The organism is Lysobacter panacisoli, assembly GCF_009765165.1.
In the GTDB taxonomy this organism is placed as follows: domain Bacteria; phylum Pseudomonadota; class Gammaproteobacteria; order Xanthomonadales; family Xanthomonadaceae; genus Lysobacter_J; species Lysobacter_J panacisoli.
The window spans coordinates 256716-274959 of the sequence record NZ_VLNU01000001.1; the positions used below are offsets into that span (position 1 = coordinate 256716).

General features: G+C 68.1%; 22 protein-coding genes. 15 read left to right on the top strand and 7 right to left on the bottom strand.

Annotated elements, in window-relative coordinates:
- Positions 1–67: 67 nt before the first annotated feature.
- The 6 genes from FOF45_RS01275 to FOF45_RS01300 all read left to right on the top strand — a co-directional run bounded on the left by FOF45_RS01275 (position 68) and on the right by FOF45_RS01300 (position 3745).
- Positions 68–493 (top strand): YciI family protein, encoded by a 426-nt coding sequence (locus FOF45_RS01275; RefSeq protein WP_158982227.1) that lies wholly within the window; start codon positions 68–70, stop codon positions 491–493.
- 26 nt (positions 494–519) lie between these two features.
- Positions 520–933, top strand: a complete 414-nt coding sequence (locus FOF45_RS01280) for a VOC family protein (RefSeq protein WP_158982228.1) — start codon at positions 520–522, stop codon at positions 931–933.
- Positions 934–979: 46 nt separating this feature from the next.
- On the top strand, positions 980–1390 hold the full coding sequence (locus tag FOF45_RS01285) for a VOC family protein (RefSeq protein WP_158982229.1): 411 nt from the start codon (positions 980–982) through the stop codon (positions 1388–1390).
- 24 nt (positions 1391–1414) lie between these two features.
- Positions 1415–1840, top strand: coding sequence for a YciI family protein (locus FOF45_RS01290; RefSeq protein ID WP_158982230.1), 426 nt, complete (start codon positions 1415–1417; stop codon positions 1838–1840).
- Positions 1841–1851: 11 nt separating this feature from the next.
- Positions 1852–2382, top strand: a complete 531-nt coding sequence (locus FOF45_RS01295; RefSeq protein WP_158982231.1) for an SRPBCC family protein — start codon at positions 1852–1854, stop codon at positions 2380–2382.
- Positions 2383–2464: 82 nt separating this feature from the next.
- Complete coding sequence (locus FOF45_RS01300; RefSeq protein WP_158982232.1) at positions 2465–3745, top strand: RNA polymerase sigma factor; 1281 nt, start codon at positions 2465–2467, stop codon at positions 3743–3745.
- 15 nt (positions 3746–3760) lie between these two features.
- Here FOF45_RS01300 and FOF45_RS01305 read toward each other — a convergent pair whose 3' ends face one another.
- The 4 genes from FOF45_RS01305 to FOF45_RS01320 form a co-directional block, all read right to left on the bottom strand.
- Complete coding sequence (locus FOF45_RS01305) at positions 3761–4129, bottom strand: DUF1428 domain-containing protein (RefSeq protein ID WP_158982233.1); 369 nt, start codon at positions 4127–4129, stop codon at positions 3761–3763.
- Between the two features lie 77 nt (positions 4130–4206).
- The gene (locus FOF45_RS01310; RefSeq protein ID WP_158982234.1) at positions 4207–4797 is read right to left on the bottom strand and encodes a YceI family protein; all 591 of its coding nucleotides are present in this window, start codon (positions 4795–4797) and stop codon (positions 4207–4209) included.
- 243 nt (positions 4798–5040) lie between these two features.
- Positions 5041–5379, bottom strand: coding sequence for a TfoX/Sxy family protein (locus FOF45_RS01315; RefSeq protein ID WP_158982235.1), 339 nt, complete (start codon positions 5377–5379; stop codon positions 5041–5043).
- A gap of 95 nt (positions 5380–5474) precedes the next feature.
- Complete coding sequence (locus FOF45_RS01320; RefSeq protein ID WP_158982236.1) at positions 5475–7925, bottom strand: TonB-dependent receptor plug domain-containing protein; 2451 nt, start codon at positions 7923–7925, stop codon at positions 5475–5477.
- A 352-nt stretch (positions 7926–8277) separates the two neighbouring features.
- On the opposite strand from FOF45_RS01320, the gene FOF45_RS01325 reads away from it, so the two are divergent.
- The 4 genes from FOF45_RS01325 to FOF45_RS01340 all read left to right on the top strand — a co-directional run bounded on the left by FOF45_RS01325 (position 8278) and on the right by FOF45_RS01340 (position 11734).
- Positions 8278–9219 (top strand): DMT family transporter, encoded by a 942-nt coding sequence (locus FOF45_RS01325; RefSeq protein WP_158982237.1) that lies wholly within the window; start codon positions 8278–8280, stop codon positions 9217–9219.
- Positions 9220–9271: 52 nt separating this feature from the next.
- On the top strand, positions 9272–10537 hold the full coding sequence (locus tag FOF45_RS01330) for an ExeA family protein (RefSeq protein ID WP_158982238.1): 1266 nt from the start codon (positions 9272–9274) through the stop codon (positions 10535–10537).
- A gap of 3 nt (positions 10538–10540) precedes the next feature.
- Entirely contained in the window at positions 10541–11266 is a 726-nt protein-coding gene (locus FOF45_RS18425; RefSeq protein ID WP_158982239.1) for a general secretion pathway protein GspB, read from the top strand.
- A 72-nt stretch (positions 11267–11338) separates the two neighbouring features.
- Positions 11339–11734, top strand: coding sequence for a DoxX family protein (locus FOF45_RS01340; protein ID WP_158982240.1), 396 nt, complete (start codon positions 11339–11341; stop codon positions 11732–11734).
- Between the two features lie 129 nt (positions 11735–11863).
- On the opposite strand, the gene dbpA is transcribed toward FOF45_RS01340, so the two are convergent.
- Complete coding sequence (dbpA, locus tag FOF45_RS01345) at positions 11864–13252, bottom strand: ATP-dependent RNA helicase DbpA (RefSeq protein WP_158982241.1); 1389 nt, start codon at positions 13250–13252, stop codon at positions 11864–11866.
- Between the two features lie 99 nt (positions 13253–13351).
- Between dbpA and FOF45_RS01350 the strand changes: the two genes are divergently transcribed.
- Genes FOF45_RS01350 through FOF45_RS01370 form a run of 5 tightly spaced genes read left to right on the top strand, consistent with a single transcriptional unit; the run spans position 13352 to position 15737 of the window.
- A complete protein-coding gene (locus FOF45_RS01350; protein ID WP_158982242.1) occupies positions 13352–13936 on the top strand; it encodes a hypothetical protein in 585 nt (194 codons plus the stop codon).
- Between the two features lie 54 nt (positions 13937–13990).
- Positions 13991–14500, top strand: coding sequence for an RNA polymerase sigma factor (locus tag FOF45_RS01355; RefSeq protein WP_158982243.1), 510 nt, complete (start codon positions 13991–13993; stop codon positions 14498–14500).
- 17 nt (positions 14501–14517) lie between these two features.
- The gene (locus FOF45_RS01360; protein WP_158982244.1) at positions 14518–15168 is read left to right on the top strand and encodes a hypothetical protein; all 651 of its coding nucleotides are present in this window, start codon (positions 14518–14520) and stop codon (positions 15166–15168) included.
- A 31-nt stretch (positions 15169–15199) separates the two neighbouring features.
- On the top strand, positions 15200–15478 hold the full coding sequence (locus FOF45_RS01365; protein WP_158982245.1) for a GIY-YIG nuclease family protein: 279 nt from the start codon (positions 15200–15202) through the stop codon (positions 15476–15478).
- A 37-nt stretch (positions 15479–15515) separates the two neighbouring features.
- Positions 15516–15737 carry an RNA-binding S4 domain-containing protein gene (locus FOF45_RS01370; RefSeq protein WP_158982246.1) on the top strand — a complete coding sequence of 74 codons (222 nt, stop codon included), beginning with the start codon at positions 15516–15518 and terminating at the stop codon, positions 15735–15737.
- On the opposite strand, the gene FOF45_RS01375 is transcribed toward FOF45_RS01370, so the two are convergent.
- Positions 15734–16870 carry a hypothetical protein gene (locus FOF45_RS01375; protein WP_158982247.1) on the bottom strand — a complete coding sequence of 379 codons (1137 nt, stop codon included), beginning with the start codon at positions 16868–16870 and terminating at the stop codon, positions 15734–15736. The genes FOF45_RS01370 and FOF45_RS01375 overlap by 4 nt on opposite strands.
- 88 nt (positions 16871–16958) lie before the next feature.
- The gene (locus FOF45_RS01380; RefSeq protein WP_158982248.1) at positions 16959–18128 is read right to left on the bottom strand and encodes a COG3904 family protein; all 1170 of its coding nucleotides are present in this window, start codon (positions 18126–18128) and stop codon (positions 16959–16961) included.
- Positions 18129–18244: the final 116 nt, after the last annotated feature.

Consider the following 18244-nt stretch of genomic DNA (forward strand, 5'->3'; position numbering starts at 1 on the left):
GGCGTGCTTCGTCCTCATGACAAGAGCCCGCCACTGGGGCCGGCTCCCTCCCCGACAGGTGACGACGATGAAGTTCATGGTGATCGTGAAGGCAACGCCCGAATCCGAAGCCGGCCAGATGCCGAGCGCGGAACTGCTGACCCAGATGGGCCGCTACAACGAGGAACTGGCCAAGGCCGGCGTGATGCTGGCCGGCGAAGGCCTCTACGCCAGCGCACAGGGCGCGCGCGTTCGCTTCGACGGCGACAAGCGCAGCGTGATCGATGGTCCGTTCGCGGAGACCAAGGAACTGATCGCCGGCTACTGGCTGTTCCAGACCGCGTCGCTGCAGGAAGCGGTCGAATGGGTGAAGCGCTGCCCGAACCCCGACGGCGGCCAGAGCGAGATCGAGATCCGCCAGGTGTACGAATTCGGCGCCTGCGGCGGCGAACTCACGCCGGAACTGCTCGAACAGCAGCAGCGCATCGCCGAGCAGATCACTGCACGGCAGTAATCCCCTCCGAGGACCGGGACACGACCATGAAGATCAACGCCTACCTCGCCTTCGAAGACCAGTGCGAAGCCGCGTTCCGCTTCTACGCGGAATGCCTGGGCGGCACGATCGAGGCGCTCAGCCGCTTCGGCGACACGCCCGCGTGCAGCCACGTTCCCGAGTCGCACCGCGACCGGATCATGCACGCGCGGCTGATCGTCGGCGACCAGGCGCTGATGGGCTCGGATTCGATGCCCGAGCATCCCTACGACGGCGTGAAGGGCTGCTCTATCGCGCTCAACGTCGATTCCGTTGCCGAAGCCGAACGCGTGTTCAACGCGCTGTCGGAAGGCGGGCACATCGTGATGCCGCTGGACAAGACCTTCTGGGCCGCGCGCTTCGGCATGTTCGTCGACCGCTTCGGCGTGCCGTGGATGGTCAATTGCGAACACGACACGTGATCGCGGCAAATCGCTGAAACCCACACAAACCCCAAGGACACACCCGATGCCCTCCCAGATCTTCGTCAACCTCCCCTGCAAGGACCTGCCGCGCTCGAAGGCGTTCTTCGAGTCGCTCGGCTACGCGTTCAATCCCGACTTCACCGACGAGAACGGCACCTGCATGGTCGTCAGCGAAGGCAGCATCCACGTGATGTTGCTGGCGCAGCCGTTCTTCCAGGGCTTCACGAAGAAGCCGGTCGCCGACGCGCACACGACCACCGAAAGCATCATCTGCCTGTCGCTCGACAGCCGCGACGCAGTCGATGCGATCGTCGCCAAGGCCGTCGCCGGCGGTGCGAAGACGCCGATGCCCGTGCAGGACCACGGCTTCATGTACCAGCACGGTTTCGAGGACCTGGACGGACACCTGTGGGAGTTCGTGCACATGTCCGGCGAACCGCCGAAGAACGCGTAACGCTCCGCACCAAGGAGAACCGCCATGCGTTTCATGATGCTGATGATCCCGAACGGTTACGAAAGCGCCGAGCCCGGCGCGATGCCGCCGGCCGATCGCGTCGCCGCGATGATGAAATACAACGAAGCCCTGCAGAAGGCCGGCGTTCTGCTCGCGCTCGACGGCCTGCATCCGCCGTCGATGGGCGCGCGCGTGAGCTTCGCGTCAGGCCGTCCGCACGTCACCGACGGGCCGTTCCCGGAAGCGAAGGACGTGCTCGGCGGCTACTGGATGATCCAGGTTAAATCGCGCGAGGAAGCCATCGCCTGGGCCTCGCGCTGTCCCGCCAGCGACAACGAAGTGATCGAAGTGCGCCAGGTGCAGGAGTTCGGCGACTTTCCCGAAGACGTGCAGGAAGCCGCCGCAGGCTTCGAGCAGATGCAACGCGCACCACACACCCCATCCCACTGAAGGAACAGCCCATGTTGAAGTTCATCGCCCTGGCCATCGTCATCGTCGTCATCGCCGTGCTGGCGTTCGCCGCGACCCGGCCCGATTCGTTCCGCGTCGAACGCAGCGTGCTCGTGCAGGCACCGCCGCAGCGCATCTTCGAGCAGATCGACGATTTCCATCGCTGGCAGGCGTGGTCGCCGTACGAGAAGCTCGATCCGGACATGAAGCGCGAGATCGGCGGCGCGGCGCGGGGCGTCGGCGCGACCTATGCCTGGAACGGCAATTCCAAGGCCGGCGAAGGACGCATGGAGATCGTCGGCACCGAGCCCGCACGCAACGTGACGATCCAGCTCGACTTCACCCGGCCGATGAAGGCGAACAATGTCGCGCAGTTCAGCATCGAGCCCGAAGGCGATGCGAGCCGGGTGACGTGGTCTATGCAGGGCGCACAGCCGTTCATGGGCAAGGTGTTCGGCCTGGTGTTCGACATGGACACGATGATCGGCAAGGACTTCGAGGAAGGCCTGCGGAATCTGAAGCGCATCGCCGAGACGCGCTGACCGTCACGCTGAACGCGCCATCACGCCAGATGCATCCATCCGCACTTGCGGATGGCGCGATGCGGTGGTCTGATCGGGCGCCATGACGGCGACCGACATCCATCGCACCATCGATGCCGTCTGGCGCATCGAATCCGCCCGCCTGATCGCCACGCTCGCGCGCATGCTGCGCGACGTGGGACTGGCGGAGGAACTGGCCCAGGACGCGCTGGTCGCGGCACTGGAAAAGTGGCCACAGAGCGGTGTGCCGGACCAGCCCGGCGCGTGGCTGATGGCCACGGCCAAGCATCGCGCGATCGACCGCCTCCGTCGCGGCAAGCTGCTGCAGCGCAAGCACGAGGAGATCGCGCGCGAGCTGGAGTCCGAACAGGACGACGCCGACGATCGCCACCTCGAAACGCTCGACGATCCGTTCGGCGACGACCTGCTGCGGCTGGTCTTCACCGCCTGCCATCCGGTGCTGCCGCGTCCGGCGCAGGTCGCGCTGACGCTGCGCCTGCTCGGCGGCCTCACCACCGACGAGATCGCACGCGCGTTCCTCGCGCCTGAAACGACCATCGCCCAGCGCATCGTGCGCGCCAAGCGCACGCTTGCCGAGAAGCAGGTGCCGTACGAAGTGCCGCGCGGCGAGGAACTGGCGCAACGCCTGTCGTCGGTGCTGTCGGTGATCTACCTGATCTTCAACGAAGGCTACTCGGCCACCGCCGGCGACGACTGGATGCGCCCGGGCCTGTGCGAGGACGCACTGCGGCTGGGCCGCATCCTCGCCGAACTGATGCCGAAGGAAGCCGAGGTGTTCGGCCTGGTCGCGCTGATGGAGATCCAGGCCTCGCGCTCGGCGGCGCGCGTCGGTCCCGACGGCGAACCGGTATTGCTGCTGGAACAGAATCGCGCGCGTTGGGACCAGTTGTTGATCCACCGCGGACTGACGGCACTGGAACGCGCGCAGAAGATCAACGCCGCGCAGGATCTGTCCGACGGTCCCTACACGCTACAGGCGGCGATCGCGGCCTGCCACGCACGCGCGCTCACCGCGCAGGACACCGACTGGGCATCGATCGCGGGCCTCTACGCCGCGCTCGCGCGCATCGCGCCCTCGCCGATCATCGAACTTAACCGCGCCGTCGCGCTGTCGATGCTGTTCGGTCCGGCCGCGGGACTGGCGCTGGTCGATGCACTGACCGGCGAACCCGCGCTGAAGGACTACCACCTGCTGCCGAGCGTGCGCGGCGACCTGCTGAAGAAGCTCGGGCGGCTGGACGAAGCGCGCGTGGAATTCGAACGCGCCGCGGACATGACCCGCAACGCGCGCGAACAGGCATTGCTGCGCCAGCGCGCCGCGGAGTGCGCGGCGGCCGGCTGAAGGCGATGGCCGCGGCTACTCCGCGACCTTCGACACGATGGGCTTGAAGCCGCCCCAGAACATGCGCTTGCCGTCGAACGGCAGGCTCTTGGGATCCATGCCGGCCAGGCGCGGATCCTTCATCACCTGCGCGTTGATCCTGTCACGCGCCTTGCGCGATTTGTAGACGATCCAGGAGAACACCACGACCTCGTCCGGCTTGAGCTTCACCGCCTGCGGGAACGAGGTGACCTTGCCCGGCTGCACGTCGTCGGCGACGCATTCGTGGTACTCCAGCGCACCGTATTCCAGCCAGATCTTGCAGGCCATACGCGCCAGCTTCTTGTACGCGTCCAGGCCGTCCCTCGGAACCGGCAAGACAAAACCATCCACATAGAAAGCCATCGTTTCACTCCTTGCGTTGATCGCGGCACGAAGCCGCATGATGCGACAGCGCTCGTTAGCGACGAGTCGACTGCGCCTTACTGCTTCGCCACGGCCTCGACCTGGATGCGCAGGGTCACGTTCATGTCGAAGCCCCAGTCCTTGCCGGCATCGATGCCGAACTCGTCGCGGCGGAACGTCGCCGAAGCGTCCGCACCACACCAGTCGCGCTTGTTGAGCGGGTGCGGCATGCACTTGAAACGCGCGATGTCCAGGTCGAGCGGTCGCGTGACGCCGTGCAGGGTGAGCTGGCCGCGCACTTTCGTCGGCATGCCGTCGCGGAAATCGGCGAGCGTGCCGGTGTAGGTGGCCTGCGGGAACTTCGCGGTGTCGAACAGCTCATCGCCGCGCGCCTTGTCGTTCATCGCGTCAAGTCCGAAATCGATGCTGGACGCATCGATCACGACCTTCACCGAGCCCTTGCCGGCGGCCTTGTCCAGCGCGATCTCGCCACTGCTGCCGTTGAACTTGCCGCGCCACGACGACATTCCCATGTGGTCGGCTTCGAAACTGGGGAAGGTGTGCGCCGGGTCGATCTCGTACACGGCCGGCGCGGCGGCGGCAACGGAGCAGGCCGCGGCCAGCGCGGCCGAGAGCGTGGAGCGAAGCGCGAAACGGAAAGCAGGCATCGTGATCCCTCGTCGTTGGCGGCCGGCGTTCTCGCGGCCTTCATGGGTTCGACGAACGGGGATGACGGGAATCGACAAGCCGGGAGGACGAGCATTTCTTTTCCTTCTCCCCTTGTGGGAGAAGGTGCTCGAAGGGCGGAAGAGGGGGGCGTGCGAAGCGCGCTACACCAGTGGGCGTCCCACCCCTCTCCCTGGCGCTTCGCGCCTGTCCCTCTCCCGCAAGGGGAGAGGGAACAGCCCACGCTACCGCTTCTTCCCACGCCCATGCCGCAGCGCCGCGGCGCGCGCCAGGTCGGCCCAGGGCCGCATCGCGGCGGCGGATTCCATCGCGGCTTCCGGCACCGACCAGTAGCTCATCGTGATCGGCGATTCCTGCCCGAGGTAGACGTAGGGCTGGCTGCCCGCGGCCTCGAAATGCAGCTGCGTTTCCGCGTCGACCTTCAGGTACAGCGCCTCTTCCATGATCACGCCGAGCATCACGCCGTCCACGTACACGCCGTGGCCGCCGAACATTGCCCGCGTGGTGACCGTGCCCAGTGGATCGAGCAGGTCGTGCAGGTGGGCGATGAGGGCGTTGCTCATGTCGGGATCACGAGGAGCGCCAGTGCGCTCCGACTGCGGGGCGAGCCCCTCTCCCGTTGCGGGAGAGGGGTGGTAAAACTGGCGTCAGGCCGCGATCAGAAACGGTGCCACAGCCTCACGTACCACGACGCACCGTTGAGGCCGAACTGGACGCTCTCGAACACGTGTCCGTTGTCGGTCTCGTCCGGATTCTGCCGGGTCGGGAAGGTGTCGAACACGTTGGCGCCACCGACGGTGAGCTTGGTGTTCTCGGTGAAGGCGTAGGTCGCGCTCACGTCGGCCGAGGCCTTGGTTGCGTAGTGCTGGTTCGGTACGCCGGCGGCGGTGCCGGAGAACGTGCCCAGGGTCTGCTCGCCGAAGTAGATGCCCTTGGCGTTGAGTTCCCACGGGCCGCGCTCGTAGTCCACGCCGAGCACCGCCTTGCTGCGCGGCGCGCCGTTCTCGACGAACAGCTCGTCGCGCTCCGACAGCAGCACGTCTTCGCGGCCTTCCAGCGCCGGCGGGGTGTGGACCTTGGTCACGTCGGTCTTGCTGTAGTTCGCGCCGAAGTACGTGCTCCAGTGCGCGTTGGCCCAGTCGAAGTCGTAGGTGACCGTGAGGTCCGCGCCTTCGGTGCGGGTGTCGACCGAGTTGAAGAAGAAGCGCGCCAGGCCGACGTCCATCGCTTCCAGGATCGGCCCGATGGTCGGATCGCTGGTGTCGAAGTCGCCGCTGAGGACGATGCGGTCGTCGATGTCGATGCGGTACAGGTCCAGCGTCAGCGACAGGTCCGACATCGGGGTCCAGGTCAGGCCGAGCGTGGCGCTCTGCGAGGTTTCCTCGGTCAGATTCGGAATGCCGGCCAGGCGGGCCAGCTCGCTGTCGTTGGAGGCGATCACCACGTCCACCGGCTCGCCGCTGATGAAGTCGGTGATGGTCGAGGAGAAGTACTTCTGCTGCAGCGACGGCGCGCGGAAGCCGGTGCTGACCGAACCGCGCAGCAGCACGCTGTCGCTGGCTCGGAAGCCGGCGGCGATCTTGCCGTCGAGCGTGGTGCCGAAGTCGCTGTAGTCCTCGTAGCGCGCGGCGAAGCCCATCATGAAGCGGTCGGTGAAATCGACTTCCACGTCCGCGTACGCGGCCCAGCTGTCGCGCGAGCGGTCGGTGACGTCGCTGGGCTGGAAGCCCGGGAAGCCCTGGCTGCCCGGATTGCCGCCCTCGCCCGCACCGTCGTAGTCCAGGTACGAGCCCGGCTCGCCGGCGACGATGCGGTACTCCTCGCGGCGGCTTTCCAGGCCGAAGGCGATGTTGAGGCCGCTCAGCACGGTGTCGAAGTAACGCGACACGTCGGCGTTGGTGGTGTTCTGCTCGAACGAGAAACCGCCCGCGTCGAAGCTGGTCGGGCTCACGCCCGGGCCGCCGTTGATCAGGTCGAGGTTGGCGAGCGAGGCATTGAGCGTGTTGTTGATCGTGTAACGCAGCTCGTTGTAGCCGTAGGTGTGCGAGACGTCCCAGTGCCACTGACCGACGTCGCCGCGCAGGCCGATGATTCCGTAGCGGTCCTGCAGGTCGCCGTCGATGAAGGGCACGAAGCCGTCCGGGTACATCGCCTCGGAGTTGCGCGAGGGGATGTCCTCGGAGCCGACGCCTTCGCGCGCGAACGCGGCGGACGACGCATCGCGGTCCTGCATGCCGGCGGTGAAGTAGACCTCGGCGGCCTCGCCCAGCGGCGTATCGCCGTTGAGGTAGACGGTGCGGTTCTGGATTTCCGAGTCGCCGATGATGCGCGGGCTGCCCTTGGGCTCGGAGCGGTCGGAACGGCCGCGGTCCTGCCATTCGCCAGTGACGGAGATCATGCCGCCGGTGGACAGTTCGGCGCCGCAGTACGCGGTCGCGAGCCAGTTCTCGCCATCGCCGCGGGTGTATTCGCCGTAACCGGCGACGGCCTCGCAGCCCTTGCGGCGCTTGAGCGAGATGTTCATGACGCCGGCGATGGCGTCGGAGCCGTACTGCGCGGCCGCGCCGTCGCGCAGCACTTCGACCGCGTCGATCGCCATGACCGGGATCGCGTTGAGGTCGGTACCGGTGTTGCCGCGATTGCGCGCGCCGTAGATGTTGACCAGCGAGACGGTGTGGTGGCGCTTGCCGTTGACCAGCACCAGGGTCTGGTCCGACCCCAGGCCGCGCAGCGCGGCGCCGTCGACCAGGTCCGCGCCGTCCGCGCCGGTCTGGCGGGTCGAGGTGAACGAGGGCGAGGCGTACTGCAGGGTCTGGGCCAGGTCGAACTGCGCGCCTTCCTGGACGGCCTCGTTCATCGGCAGCACGTCCACCGGCGACATCGAAGCGGTGTCGGACGAGCGCTGGATGCGGCGCGAGCCGAGCACGGAGACGGTTTCCAGCGTCGTGGCCTTGCCGCTTTCCTCGGCGCGTTCCTCGGCCGGGGTTGCCGGCTCGCCGGTCACCGGCGGAGTCTGCTGCGCGAAGGCGGCGGAACTGGCGAACAGTCCTCCGGAAATCCAGAGCGCGGCGTGGACCGCGCGGAACAGACGACTGCGATGCTGACTCATGTGCTCTCCCCAGGGCGATGTGCCCATCAGCCTAAAGCCAATTGTTAATAAATTGGCAAACTTTTTGCCTTGATGGGCAAATGTGACGGGTGTCAGATTGGCGGGCGCCCCTCTTCCGGCGCTTCGCGCCACCTTCTCCCGCAAGGGGAGAAGGAGACAGCCCGTTTCGGCCGAGCACCGCAAACGTCTCCCCTCTCCCCTTGCGGGAGAGGGACAGGCCGCCGAAGGCGGCCAGGGAGAGGGGTGGGGCGCGAAGAGCGCCCCTCTTCCGCCCCTTCGGGGCACCTTCTCCCACAAGGGGAGAAGGGAAAAGCCGGCGACAATACCCGCCCTCGCCCACCGCCCCACCCGCATGAATTCCGAACGCAAGGCGCACCTGCAAATCCACTTCTGCGTGCTGCTGTGGGGATTCACCGCGATCCTGGGCAAGCTCATCACCCTGCCCGCGCTGCCGCTGGTGTGGTGGCGGATGCTGCTGGTGGTCGCTGCACTGGCGCTGGTCCCGCGCGTATGGCGCGGGCTGCGCGCGATGTCGCCGAAGGTGATGCTCGCCTATGCCGGCATTGGCGCACTCGTCGCGCTGCACTGGCTCACGTTCTACGGCGCGATCAAGCTGTCGAACGCGTCCGTTGGCGCGACGTGCATGGCGCTGGGCACGGTGTTCGTGGCGATGATCGAACCGTGGCTCACGCGCACGCGCTTCTCCAAGCGCGAACTCGCGCTGGGCCTGATGGTGCTGCCCGGTGTGGTGCTGGTAGTCGGCGGCGTGCCCGCCGGAATGCGCGTGGGCATCGCGGTGGGCGCGCTGTCGGCACTGCTGGTGGCGGTGTTCGGTTCGCTCAACAAGCGCATGGTCGAACACGGCGATCCGCTCACCGTGACCGCGCTGGAGCTGGGCGCCGGCACGCTTGTGCTGACCGCGCTCGCACCGCTGATGCCGCTGCTCTTCCCCGCCTTCGCCGGTCCGCTGCTCGTCGTGCCGACCGCGCACGACGCCTGGCTGCTGCTCGCCCTGGCGCTGGCCTGCACCCTGCTCCCGTTCACGCTATCGCTGGTCGCGCTGCGCCACATGAGCGCCTTCGCGCAGCAGCTCGCGGTGAACCTGGAACCGGTCTACGCGATCGTGCTGGCGGTGCTGCTGCTGGGCGAACAGCGCGAGCTGACCACGGTGTTCTACGTGGGCATGGCGATCATCCTGGCGGCCGTGTTCATCCACCCGATGCTCGGCAAACCACGGCCGCTGCAGCACCCGGAGGTGCTCGGCACGGCGGAGGCCAAGGGCGCGGCGGAATGAACCGGCGTCTTCGTAGTAATGTCGCCGCCATGACCCGCTCCACGGGAGGCGCATGTACCTCGAGCACTACGGCCTGACCGAGCCGCCGTTCTCGATCACGCCGGATCCGCGCTTCGTCTTCCTGAGCGAGCGCCACCGCGATGCGCTCGCGCATCTGCTGTTCGGCATCGGCCAGGGCGGCGGCGGCGGTTTCGTGCAGCTGACCGGCGAAGTCGGCACCGGCAAGACCACGCTGTGCCGCCTGCTGCTGGAACAGGTGCCCGAGAACACGCGCGTGGCACTGGTGCTCAATCCGCGGCTGACGCCCGTCGAACTGCTCGAGACGATCTGCGAGGAACTGCATGTCGCGCTGCCCGAAGGCGCGCGCGGCAGCATCAAGGCGCTGGTCGATGCGCTCAACTCCTTCCTGCTCGATGCCTACGCACGCGGCCTGCGCGTGGTGCTGGCGATCGACGAGGCGCAGAACCTGTCGGTCGATGCGCTGGAACAGGTGCGCCTGCTCACCAACCTGGAAACGCCGACGCAGAAGCTGCTGCAGATCGTGCTGCTGGGGCAGCCGGAACTGCGCCGCATCCTCGCCCGCGAGGACATGCGCCAGCTCGCGCAGCGCATCACCGCGCGCTATCACCTGATGCCGCTGGACGCGACGGAAACCAGCGAATACCTGCGGCATCGTTTCCGCATCGCCGGCGGCCAGCGTTTTCCATTCGACGCTTCCGCGCTCAAGCGCATCCACCGTCATTCCGGCGGCGTGCCGCGGCTGATCAACGCCATCGCCGAACGCAGCCTGCTCGCCGGTTATGCGCACGACGTGCCGCTGATCGATGCGCGCTGGGTCGATCGCGCGGCGGCCGAAGTGCTGCCCGCGTCGCCGAAGCCGCGACGATGGGCCATCGCGCTGCCGGCAGTCGCGGCGATGCTGGTCGCCGTGGTCGTCGTCGCCTGGTGGTGGACGCGCGCACCGGCCGAGGCGAAGCCGGCGAGGCCCGCGGTCGCCGCGACGGCTGTGAAACCCGCGACGCCCACGAATCCCGAGCGCCCGGTCGCGAACCTCGAAGCGGAAGCCTTCGTGGCCGCCCTGCAGAGCGAGCCGCTGCGCCCAGGCGCGACGGGCAGTGTGGTGGACTGGATCGGCGAACGCCTGCAGCCCCGGTATTTGCCCGGGCTCGGTGATGGACCGGCGGTGTTCGACGCCGAGATGCAGGCCGCGATCCGGCGCTTCCAGCGCGACCGCGGGCTGAGCGACGACGGCGTGGTCGGCCCGGCCACGCTGATGGCGCTGGCGGCGACCGAACGCAGCGCGGGACGGACGGAGTAAACGATGTCGCTGATCCTCGACGCCCTGCGCAAGTCCGAAGCCGAACGCCGCCGTGGCCAGGTGCCGGACCTGCACGCCGAGCTGCCGCCGATCTCGCAGGTCGCGCCGCCGCGGCGACGCCTGGCGCACGCGTGGTGGATCGCCGGCGCGCTGCTGCTTGCGGCAGCGGGCGTGCTGGTCGCCAGTCGATGGCCGGCCGGGATGCCGATCGCGGCCACGCCGCCTGCGCCGGCCGCGACACCCGCCGATACGATCGCGTCATCGGGCCCGCCGCCCGCGCAGGTGCCGGTCGAACCCCCACTGATCCAGACGCCGCCCGAAGCCGTCGCCATCGTGACCGGACCGCCGGTACGACCGGCTCCGCCGCCGACCAGCCCGACCAGCCCGGCAGTCGCGCCTGCCGCGCCGCCCGCGCCGGAACCGATCGACACCATGCCGATCCCGCCACCGACCGTGGCATCCGCACCACCGCCCCCCGCGTCCGCGAGCGACGCCACCGCGCCGCCGCTGCGCGTGGCCGACCTGTCGGCCGGCGAGCGCGAGCAGCTGCCGCCGCTGAAGATCAGCATGCACATGTGGGGCCCGACGCCGGAGCAGCGCTTCGCGATCATCGACGGCACCCGGGTCGGCCAGGGCGACCGCGTCGGTGCGGCGGTGGTCGCCGAGATCGCCGCCGACGGGGTGATCCTCGACTGGCAGGGCCGGCGCATCGCGCTGCCCGTGCGCTGACCCGCCCGGCCAGTTGCGCCGCGCCCGGCCCTGACTGACCATCCGCCTGTCCGACCAACCCGGGGTACCGCCATGAACAGCAGCACCCAGCAAGACACCGGCAAGCTGATTCTCCGCATCACGCTCGGCGTACTGGTTTTCCTGCACGGCCTGTCCAAGCTCGAAGGCGGCCTCGACGGCATCTTCAAGCTGGTCGAAACCCAGGGCTTCCCCGGTTTCTTCGCTTACGGCGTGATCATCGGCGAGGTGATCGCACCGCTGCTGGTCATCACCGGATTCTTCTCGCGCATCGGCGGCATCCTGATCGTGGTCAACATGCTGTTCGCGCTCTACCTGGTGCACCTGGGCGATTTCGGCCGCCTCAACGAACAGGGCGGCTGGGCGATCGAACTGCAGCTGATGTACCTGAGCGGCGCCGCAGCGGTCGCGCTGCTCGGCCCGGGCAAGTGGGCGTTCAACCAGCGCTGACGCGCGCCACCTTCATCAGCGCGAGTGGTCGAGCCCCTCTCCCACCGGGAGAGGGGTTGGAGTGTGGGTTGGCATGTGCGATGCGCTGCCCGTTGCGGCGGACCTTCGTCCACGCATTGGCAGACAACCTCAGAGCCGGCTGACCCGGAACTTCCTTCCCTTGATCTTCCCCTCGCGCAAGCGCGCCAGCGCCTGCGCGGCCTGGCCGCGTGCGACCGCGACGTACGAACGCGTCGCGAACACGTCGATCTTGCCGACCGCATCCGCCTTCAGTCCCGCATCGCCGGTCAGCGCGCCGAGGATGTCGCCTGGACGCAGTTTGTCGCCTCGCCCCGCGTCGATGCGCAACGTCGTCATCGGCGCGGCCGGCACGTTGCTGGCCTTGCCCGACAGCGGCGTCGCCTTGAACCACGCCAGCGGCGTGCCCTCGCGTTCCTCGATGGCCGACACGCGATTGCGCTCGCGCGCACTGCACAGCGTCAGCGCGACACCGTCGCGTCCGGCACGACCGGTGCGGCCGATGCGGTGCACGTAGGTGTCGGCGTCGCTGGGCACGTCGTAGTTCACCACCACCGCGAGCTCCTTCACGTCCAGCCCGCGCGCGGCAACGTCGCTGGCGACCAGCACGTTGCAGCTGCGGTTGGAAAAGCGCACCAGCACTTCGTCGCGGTCGCGCTGTTCCAGGTCGCCGTGCAGCGCGAGCGCGGTGAAGCCGTAATGCGCGAGCGAGCCGGCGACTTCATCGACGTCCTTGCGCATGTTGCAGAACACCACGCACGACTCCGGCTTCTCCTGCAGCAGCAGCGCCGCCAGCAGCGGCGTCTTGCGCGCGGGATCGATCTCGTAGAAGCGCTGCTCGATCGCGCCGTGGCGCTCGCCGCCGGCGACTGTCACCTCGACCGGATCGCGCAGCAGGTTGCGCGCGATCGCGCGCACGCCTTCGGGGAACGTCGCTGAGAACAGCAGTCCCTGTCGCGTCTTCGGCGTGCGTCCGACGATGTCGCGGATCGGTTCCTCGAAGCCCATGTCGAGCATGCGGTCGGCTTCGTCGAAGACCAGCGTGCGCAGCGTCGAGATGTCGAGCGCGCGCTTGCGCAGCAGTTCCTGGATGCGACCCGGCGTGCCGACGACGACGTGCGGCGCGTGTTCGAGCGAGGCCAGCTGCGGCGCCAGCGGCATGCCGCCGCACAGGATCGACAGCTTCAGGTTGGGGATGGCGAAGGCGAGCTTGCGCAGCTGCTTGCCGACCTGGTCGGACAGCTCGCGGGTCGGGCACAGCACCAGCGCCTGCGTGCCGCTCTGCGCGGCGTCGAGTCCATGCAGGAGGCCCAGGCCGAAGGCCGCGGTCTTGCCGCTGCCAGTGGGGGCCTGCGCGATCAGGTCGCGGCCAGCGAGGATGGCCGGCAGGCTGTGCGCCTGCACCGGCGTCATGTGGGTGTAACCCAGCGCCTGCACGCCCTGCAGCAGGGGCGGCGCGAGCGACAGGTCGGCGAAATCGTGGGGCGTTGCGTCGGACATGCGCCATGATCGCAGCTAATCCGTCGCGCTGCTGCGTTCACCCCGGCCTCGACCGCGATTGGCCTATGCTGCGGCCACTGCCGGCCACGACGGACGCTCATGGAAGCCACGGCCACCGATCCGCAGTTCACGCACATCCGCATCGTCCTCGGCATCGTCCTGGGCCTGGCCCTGACGACGCTGCTCAAGGGCATGGCGAAGTTCGTCCAGCATCCCGGGCGCGACCGCATCTACGGCGTCCACCTGGCGTGGGCGTTGTCGATGTTCATCCTCGTGGTGCATTTCTGGTGGTGGCAGTACGGCCTGGTGCGCGTGCACCCGTGGAGCTTCACCGCGTACGCGTTCCTGATCCTCTACGTGGTCGTGCTGTTCGTGCTGTGCACGCTACTGTTCCCCGACGACCTGGCCGAGTACAGCGGCTGGCGCGACTACTTCCAGTCACGGCGGCCGTGGTTCTTCGGGATCATGGCGGTGCTGTACCTGATCGATTTCGTCGACACGCTCATCAAGGGCCGGCCGTACTACGAGCACTTCGGCATCGAGTACCCGATCCGCAACGCGACCTACATCGTGCTGTGCCTGCTGGCGATGCGGGTGCGCGCGGAGTGGTTCCACCGCGCCTTCGTCGCCTTCGCCATCGTCTACGAGCTGTCCTGGATCTACCGCCTGTACGACTACCTGTGACGATCCGCCCCTGCCTGCGAATCACCCTGTCGTAGGCAACGAGGGACGGCACCGATGGAGCACACGGCCAGCATGACCGCGGACGCGCGAACGCAGTTCGAAAGCCTGCTGCAGGAACACCGCGGGATCGTGCTGAAGATCGCCGCCAGCTATGCGCGCCCCGACGACCGTGCCGACCTCGCACAGGACATCGCCGCGCAGCTGTGGCGCGCGTTTCCCGGTTACGACGCGCGGCGACCGTTCTCGACGTGGATGTACCGCATCGCGCTGAACGTGGCGATCTCGTTCCTGCGCGGGCAGGCGCCACGCCAGCGCGCCGATGTGCCGCTGGAGGACGCACCGGAACTGGTCGACGACAGCGGCATCGACCTCGACGCGCGGCGACGCCTGCTGGCGCTGCAGCGTTTCATCGCCGCGCTCGACCCGCTCCACCGCGCGGTGCTTCTGCTGTACCTCGAAGAGCGCAGCACGCGCGAAATCGCCGAGATCATCGGCATCAGCGAGACCAACGTGACCACCCGGATCAGCCGCCTCAAGCAGCGGATCCGCCAGGACGTGGCGTGAGCCACCGGGAGCCGACTATGGAACTGGACGAACTCAAGCTGGCCTGGCAGACGCTCGACCGTCGCCTGCAGCAAAGCAATGAGCTGAGCCTGCACCTGCTGCGCGAAAGCCGCATCGACAAGGCGCGCGCGAGCCTGCGTCCGCTGTTCTGGGGACAGGTCGTGCAGCTGGTGGTGGGCTTCGTGCTGACGGTGACGTTCGCGCGGTTCTGGATCGCGCATACGGATTCGCTTGCGCTGCTTGTGTCCGGCCTGCTGATGCACGCGTGGAGCGTGGGGCTGATCGTCTCGGCGGTGATGGAACTGCTGCTGCTCACGCGCATCGACTACGCGCGGCCGGTGCTGACGATCCAGAAGTCGCTGCTGCACCTGCGCTTGTGGCGCACGCGCGTCGCGCCGTGGCTCGGCCTGCCGTTCTGGCTGCTGTGGATGCCGCTGATGGCGATCGCGTTCGAGTGGCTGTTCGGTGCGCCGATCGACGACAGCGTCTACTACGTCGGCGTGCCGATCGGCATCGCGGGATTGCTGGCGACGTTGTGGTGGTATCGCTGGACGCACCAGCCCCAGCGCCGGCACGTGGGCCAGGCGCTGGACGAAGGCAACGCCGGCCGCGGCCTGGCCCGCGCGCAGGCCGCGCTGGACGAGATCGTCCGCTTCGAGCGCGAATGACCGCGGCGGCGGACTCGGCTACGCTGCGCCGATGTCCGCCTGGTTCGTCTACCTGCTCGAATGCCGCGACGGCAGCCTGTACACCGGCATCACCACCGACGTGGCGCGCCGTTACGCGCAGCATGCGGCGGGCAAGGGCGCGCGCTACACCCGATCGCGACCACCGCACCGGTTGCTGGCGCAGTTCCCCTACCCCGACCGTTCGAGCGCCAGCCGCGCCGAGCACGCGATCAAGCGCCTGAAGCCGGAGCAGAAGCGGGCGCTGTGCGAAGGCGGCCATTGCGCGATGCCCGACTCGCTGCGACCCTGAGCGCCCCTCGCCCGCACCGAACGCCGAACGCCCGACCATGCAGCACATCGAATTCGAACTCGACCGCGACCACGTCGAACTCAACCAGCTGCTCAAGCTGGTCGGCCTGTGCGACAGCGGCGGCGCCGGCAAGGCCATCGTCGCCAGCGGCGCGGTACGCGTGGACGGCGAAGTGGAACTGCGCAAGACCTGCAAGATCCGCGCGGGCCAGCGGGTGGTGGTGGACGACGTGGAGATCGTCGTCGTCGACGTGGGCTAGACCAGCGTCGAGAACAGCTTCTCGAACAGTTCGTCCACCGGCATCACCAGCAGCGCCAGCGGCAGCAGTGGCGCGATGGATGCGACCAGGAACTGGATCAGCACGAAGCGCTGGACGGGCACCGTGACCATGTTGCTGACCGTCGAGTAGACACCGGTGAGGTCAGCCAGCGCGGAAGGATCACCGGCCTCGATGATCGGCGCGGCATCGCCGCGCGCGCGCCCGAGCCACTTCTGCTCGAACTCCTCGGTGCAGTCGGTCCCTAGCGCGCCATACGCGAACAGGCCCGCGCGCTTGAGCGCGGCCAGTCGCGGCGCCAGCAGCAGCAACGGCGCCATCATCATCGCCAGCGCCAGCACCACGTAGCCCAGCAGCACGAAACGCAGGCTGTGCAGTGTGGTGCCCAGGTATTCGATCTCGACCGCGCAGCTGCCCCCCACCATCAGGCCGCCCGCCAGCGGAAGCACGATGAAGGCGGTCTGCGCGAAGCCCAGGAATGCCAGGCCGCCGCGACCGTCCGGATGTGCGGCATGCAGCGCCAACTCCAGCCGCGCGAAGCGCGCGAGCAGGCAGATCCACAGCAGCAGTCGCCACAGCCACAGGAAGAAGAGGAAGCGGAACACGGGCATTCCGAGCCAGTGGATCCACAGGCCGGCCGGCGTCAGACCGTGCGCGCCGCTGCGCCAGTTGCCTACCTGTTCGTACAGTGGCAGTTGCGGAGCGAGGTACGAGGCGGCGACCGCCAGGACGAACAGCGTGAGTTCGGGAAAGCTGCTGTCGCGCCATCGGCGCAGCCGAGCGACCGTCGACTCGAAGCGTTCGTGGTCGTGGGGCAGGACCAGGCCGCGCAGGTGGTGCAGCGCGCGCCACAGGCGTTCATCCGCCATCGGTGCGGCGAGCACCAGCAGTGGCATCGCCAGGAGGAAGCGTGTCCAGACCGTGTAATCGCGCACGAACGGTACCGCGACGCCGCCGAGCAGCGTTCCGTGCAGCAGGGTCATGACCACCGCCGGAACCAGCACGATCGCCACCAGTGCACCGGCGAGCAGAGGAGCGGACAACCGGTCCGAGCCACCGACCCTCGACAGGCGATAGATCGGACCGCCGCGCAGCAACGAGTAACGCTCGTCCATCTCCGCCCCGCTCCCGATGGGTTGCGCCGGACACTAGCACGGAGATGGTGGGCTGCCCGTCGCGGCCGCGATGGCCACGGGCGCCGTGTCAGCTGTCGCCGTCGCCCTGCTTCGGTGGACTCTTCGCGGTGACGGCCTGCGGACCGCTCTGCCGGTTTTTCGGCGGCGTCAGGGTCGCGGTGTCGCGGTCGAACTCGGACAGCGGGCTTTCCGCCGGACAGGTGTTGTCGGGGAAACCGAAGTCGGTGCGCAACGCCAGGCCGCAGGCGTTGAGCGCGTCCAGGTCGGTGTCGGGTTGCTTGCAACGCTTGTCGAACGCGCGCGCGAACGAATCGCGGCGACTGACGAAATCCTCGCCGCATTTGCGCATCAGGCGCAGGCGATCGAGGTCGTCCTGCGCCGGATTGACGCCGTCGAGCCCGTACAGCTGCAGTTCGTCGGCGGTGAGCAGGCGCAGGCTGCGGTTGGGCACGGCCATCATCAGGTCGGCCACGGCCACCGCCGCGCCGTTGCGCTCCAGATAATCGCTGACGCGCTCGTAGACCACGCGCAGTTCGGCGTTGAGTTCCGCGCGCGTGGTCGCGGTGGAGCTCATGCGGATGATCCGGTGGATGCCCACCTGCCCCGCGATCATCCGCGTGTCGCCGGCGCTGAGGATGAACACGCAGGCGCTGTGGCAGATCGCGCCTTCGCGCACCCAGATCGTCCAGCGCGATTCGGCGATGAAATCGCCGGCCTGGATCGCGTCCTCGACCTGGCCGCCGGCCGAATCGACGTCGAGCACGCGCTTGCCGATGCCCAGCTCGTCGGCGACGCGGGTGACGCGTTCGACCAGCGAGCCGAATTCGCCGGTGATCTTGCCCTTGTAGCGCAGCCGCGCAACCCCGCCCTGCGCGCACGGCGCGAGCGCGGCGCGCACACCATCGTGGTCGAGCTTCGCCAGCGGTTCGCCGTCGCCCAGCGCGACGTAGTCGAGCTCGCAGCTGATCGACGCGGTTCCGGCGGTCAGCTCCAGCGGCGACCAGTCGACGTCGCGCTTCACGGACGTGGCCGGGCGGATGGGTTCAAGAATCGGCGTCTTGGGCGGACGTCGCGTGTCGGGCCGCGCGGGCGCGACCTTCACCGGTTCGGTGCTGATCGCGCCGCCTTCCTGCGGGCTGCCGGCTTCCTCGATCACCATGCCGTGGGTCACCGGTTCCGGGCGCTGGCAGGCCGCCAACGCCAGGCAGATCAGCAACAGTCCGGTACGTCTGGGCATGTCGGAAGGAGTTCTCCGGGGGCAGTTCGGCAAGAGCCATGAAAAACGAGAACCGCCGTCGATGCATGAATCGGCGCCAGGTGCGCCTCGATGCGACGGGTTCTATTCGAAGAATA

Excerpts from the sequence above, each read along its gene's own strand:
- FOF45_RS01275 (WP_158982227.1), top strand. The coding sequence starts at position 68 with ATGAAGTTCATGGTGATCGTGAAGGCAACGCCCGAATCCGAAGCCGGC.
- FOF45_RS01280 (WP_158982228.1), top strand. The coding sequence starts at position 520 with ATGAAGATCAACGCCTACCTCGCCTTCGAAGACCAGTGCGAAGCCGCG.
- FOF45_RS01285 (WP_158982229.1), top strand. The coding sequence starts at position 980 with ATGCCCTCCCAGATCTTCGTCAACCTCCCCTGCAAGGACCTGCCGCGC.
- FOF45_RS01290 (WP_158982230.1), top strand. The coding sequence starts at position 1,415 with ATGCGTTTCATGATGCTGATGATCCCGAACGGTTACGAAAGCGCCGAG.
- FOF45_RS01295 (WP_158982231.1), top strand. The coding sequence starts at position 1,852 with ATGTTGAAGTTCATCGCCCTGGCCATCGTCATCGTCGTCATCGCCGTG.
- FOF45_RS01300 (WP_158982232.1), top strand. The coding sequence starts at position 2,465 with ATGACGGCGACCGACATCCATCGCACCATCGATGCCGTCTGGCGCATC.
- FOF45_RS01305 (WP_158982233.1), bottom strand. The coding sequence starts at position 4,129 with ATGGCTTTCTATGTGGATGGTTTTGTCTTGCCGGTTCCGAGGGACGGC.
- FOF45_RS01310 (WP_158982234.1), bottom strand. The coding sequence starts at position 4,797 with ATGCCTGCTTTCCGTTTCGCGCTTCGCTCCACGCTCTCGGCCGCGCTG.
- FOF45_RS01315 (WP_158982235.1), bottom strand. The coding sequence starts at position 5,379 with ATGAGCAACGCCCTCATCGCCCACCTGCACGACCTGCTCGATCCACTG.
- FOF45_RS01320 (WP_158982236.1), bottom strand. The coding sequence starts at position 7,925 with ATGAGTCAGCATCGCAGTCGTCTGTTCCGCGCGGTCCACGCCGCGCTC.
- FOF45_RS01325 (WP_158982237.1), top strand. The coding sequence starts at position 8,278 with ATGAATTCCGAACGCAAGGCGCACCTGCAAATCCACTTCTGCGTGCTG.
- FOF45_RS01330 (WP_158982238.1), top strand. The coding sequence starts at position 9,272 with ATGTACCTCGAGCACTACGGCCTGACCGAGCCGCCGTTCTCGATCACG.
- FOF45_RS18425 (WP_158982239.1), top strand. The coding sequence starts at position 10,541 with ATGTCGCTGATCCTCGACGCCCTGCGCAAGTCCGAAGCCGAACGCCGC.
- FOF45_RS01340 (WP_158982240.1), top strand. The coding sequence starts at position 11,339 with ATGAACAGCAGCACCCAGCAAGACACCGGCAAGCTGATTCTCCGCATC.
- dbpA (WP_158982241.1), bottom strand. The coding sequence starts at position 13,252 with ATGTCCGACGCAACGCCCCACGATTTCGCCGACCTGTCGCTCGCGCCG.
- FOF45_RS01350 (WP_158982242.1), top strand. The coding sequence starts at position 13,352 with ATGGAAGCCACGGCCACCGATCCGCAGTTCACGCACATCCGCATCGTC.
- FOF45_RS01355 (WP_158982243.1), top strand. The coding sequence starts at position 13,991 with ATGGAGCACACGGCCAGCATGACCGCGGACGCGCGAACGCAGTTCGAA.
- FOF45_RS01360 (WP_158982244.1), top strand. The coding sequence starts at position 14,518 with ATGGAACTGGACGAACTCAAGCTGGCCTGGCAGACGCTCGACCGTCGC.
- FOF45_RS01365 (WP_158982245.1), top strand. The coding sequence starts at position 15,200 with ATGTCCGCCTGGTTCGTCTACCTGCTCGAATGCCGCGACGGCAGCCTG.
- FOF45_RS01370 (WP_158982246.1), top strand. The coding sequence starts at position 15,516 with ATGCAGCACATCGAATTCGAACTCGACCGCGACCACGTCGAACTCAAC.
- FOF45_RS01375 (WP_158982247.1), bottom strand. The coding sequence starts at position 16,870 with ATGGACGAGCGTTACTCGTTGCTGCGCGGCGGTCCGATCTATCGCCTG.
- FOF45_RS01380 (WP_158982248.1), bottom strand. The coding sequence starts at position 18,128 with ATGCCCAGACGTACCGGACTGTTGCTGATCTGCCTGGCGTTGGCGGCC.